The sequence below is a fragment of the Streptomyces meridianus genome (assembly GCF_023703325.1).
Lineage (GTDB): Bacteria > Actinomycetota > Actinomycetes > Streptomycetales > Streptomycetaceae > Streptomyces > Streptomyces meridianus.
Genome location: NZ_JAMQGM010000081.1, coordinates 1 through 3,024, shown reverse-complemented (window position 1 = coordinate 3,024; position 3,024 = coordinate 1). Strand labels below are relative to the sequence as shown.

The following is a 3,024-nucleotide window of genomic DNA, read 5'->3' as shown; positions in this document are numbered from 1 at the left end:
GCCCAGCTCGGCGCGCACCCGTGCGTGCCAGTACTCGGCGAGTGCCTCGGCGAGCTGGACGGACAGGCCGTGCAGTTCCAGGTAGTCGCGGTAGGCGTCCGCGGCGAAGAGTTCGTTCGCCGCCCGGCTGATGCTGGAGCCGATGGTGACGACCTGCAGGCCGACCACATCGGTCTCGCCGGAGTCCTCCGGGCGGAAGAAGTCGGCCAGGCACAGCCGCCGGCCACGCCGCTGGCGGGGGAAGGTGAAGCGGGTGCGCTCGCTGCCGTCCTCGTTCAGCAGGATCAGGTCGTCGCCCTTGGAGTGGCAGGGGAAGTAGCCGTAGACCACGGCGGCTTCCAGCAGGTTCTCCCGCTGAAGGCGGTCCAGGAGCCCGCGAAGACGCGGCCGTCCCTCGGACTCGACCAGCTCCTCGTACGACGGTCCGCCGCCGCTGCGGGACTCCTTGAGACCCCACTGGCCCTTGAACAGCGCCCCCTCGTCCAACCACGAGGCGTAGTCGGCGAGTTGGATGCCCTTGATCACCCGCGTGCCGAGGAACGGCGGTGTGGGCAGGGGGTGGTCGACGCTGACGTCGGAGCGGACCGTGCCCCCCTCCGGGCGCTCGTCGGCCACGGACGGGGCCGGCCTGACCCGGCGCTGCTTGAGCTCCGGCAGGACCGCGCCGGGCACCCCGCGTTTGACGGCGATCAGTGCGTCCATCAGCCGCAGGCCCTCGAAGGCGTCGCGTGCGTAGCGGACTTCGCCCTCGTAGATCTCGTGCAGGTCCTGCTCGACGTAGGCGCGGGTCAGGGCCGCGCCGCCGAGGATGACGGGGAAGTCGGCGGCAAGCTTGCGCTGGTTCAGTTCCTCCAGGTTCTCCTTCATGATCACGGTGGACTTCACCAGCAGTCCGGACATGCCGATCACGTCGGCCTTGTGCTCCTGCGCCGCTTCGACGATCGCGGACACCGGCTGCTTGATGCCGAGGTTGACCACGGTGTAGCCGTTGTTGGAGAGGATGATGTCGACCAGGTTCTTGCCGATGTCGTGGACGTCGCCGCGTACCGTGGCGAGCACGATGGTGCCCTTGCCCTCGTCGTCGGACTTCTCCATGTGCGGTTCGAGGTGGGCCACCGCGGTCTTCATCACCTCGGCCGACTGGAGCACGAAGGGCAGCTGCATCTGTCCCGAGCCGAACAGCTCGCCGACGACCTTCATCCCCGCCAGCAGCGTCTCGTTGACGATCTCCAGCGCGGGCCGTTCGGCCAGTGCCTCGTCCAGGTCTGCCTCGAGGCCGTTGCGCTCGCCGTCGATGATCCGGCGCTGCAGCCGTTCCTCCAGTGGCAGTGCGGCCAGTTCCTCGGCCTTGCCCGCCTTCAGGGACATGGCGGTGGCGCCCTCGAACAGTGCCATCAGCTTCTGCAGCGGGTCGTAGCCCTCGCGGCGGCGGTCGTGGATCAGGTCGAGGGCGGTGGTGACCTGTTCGTCGTCGAAGCGGGCGATGGGGAGGATCTTCGAGGCGTGCACGATGGCCGAGTCCAGGCCCGCCTTGACGCACTCGTCGAGGAAGACGGAGTTGAGCAGGATGCGGGCGGCCGGGTTGAGGCCGAAGGAGATGTTGGACAGGCCCAGCGTGGTCTGCACCTGCGGGTGGCGCCGCTTGAGTTCGCGGATCGCCTCGATCGTGGCCGCGCCGTCCCCGCGGGACTCCTCCTGGCCGGTGCAGATGGTGAAGGTCAGGCAGTCGATGATGATGTCGGACTCGTCGATCCCCCAGTTCTCCGTGAGATCGGCGATCAGCCGCTGGGCCACCGCCACTTTGTGCTCGACCGTGCGCGCCTGGCCCTCCTCGTCGATGGTCAGGGCGATCAGCGCCGCGCCGTGTTCCTTCGCCAGCGCGGTGACCTTCGCGAACCGCGACTCGGGGCCGTCGCCGTCCTCGTAGTTCACCGAGTTGATGACCGCGCGGCCGCCGAGCTTTTCCAACCCGGCCTGCAGCACGTCCACTTCGGTGGAGTCCAGCACGATCGGCAGCGTGGAGGCGGTCGCGAACCGCCCCGCCAGCTCCTTCATGTCCGCCACGCCGTCGCGGCCGACGTAGTCCACGCACAGGTCCAGCAGGTGCGCGCCCTCACGGATCTGCTCGCGCGCCATCTCCACGCAGTCGTCCCAGCGGCCCTCCAGCATCGCCTCCCGGAACTTCTTCGACCCGTTGGCGTTCGTGCGCTCACCGATCGCCAGGTACGAGGTGTCCTGCCGGAACGGCACCGCCTGGTACAGCGACGCCGCCCCCGCCTCCGGACGCGGCGTCCGCCCGGAGGGCCGCAGGGCACGGACGCGATTCACCACGTAGCGCAGGTGTTCCGGAGTAGTTCCACAGCATCCGCCGACGAGGGAGACACCGTGGTCCTGCACGAAGGTCTCGTGGGCATCCGCGAGCTCCCCGGGCGTCAGCGGGTAGTGCGCGCCGTCCTTGCCGAGCACCGGCAGACCGGCGTTCGGCATACAGGACAGCGGGACACGCGCATGCTGCGCCAGGTGGCGCAGGTGCTCGCTCATCTCCGCCGGGCCCGTCGCGCAGTTCAGCCCGATCATGTCGATGCCCAGCGGCTCCAGAGCCGTCAGCGCCGCACCGATCTCCGATCCCAGCAGCATCGTGCCGGTGGTCTCCACCGTCACCTGGACCAGCAGCGGAAGTTCGAGGCCGGCTGCGTCGAGCGCCCGCCGCGCCCCGATCACCGACGCCTTCGTCTGCAGCAGGTCCTGTGACGTCTCCACCAGCAGCGCGTCCGCGCCGCCGGCGATCATCCCTTCCGCGTTGCGCTGGTAGGCGTCGCGGAGTGCTGCGAACTCGGCGTGGCCCAGCGTGGGCAGCTTCGTGCCCGGTCCCATCGACCCCAGGACCCAGCGCTGAGAGCCGTCGGAGGCCGTGAACTCGTCGGCGACCTCGCGCGCGATGCGCGCACCGGCCTCCGAGAGCTCGAAGATCCGCTCCGCGATGCCGTACTCCCCCAGCGCCGCGAGGTTCGCACCGAAGGTGTT

At 69.4% G+C, this 3,024-nt stretch carries 1 protein-coding gene; it reads right to left on the bottom strand.

The features are described 5' to 3' along the window. Window positions 1-3,024 (bottom strand): methionine synthase (gene metH / locus M1E25_RS25365; protein ID WP_251419627.1); only part of this gene is annotated, 3,024 nt, incomplete at both ends.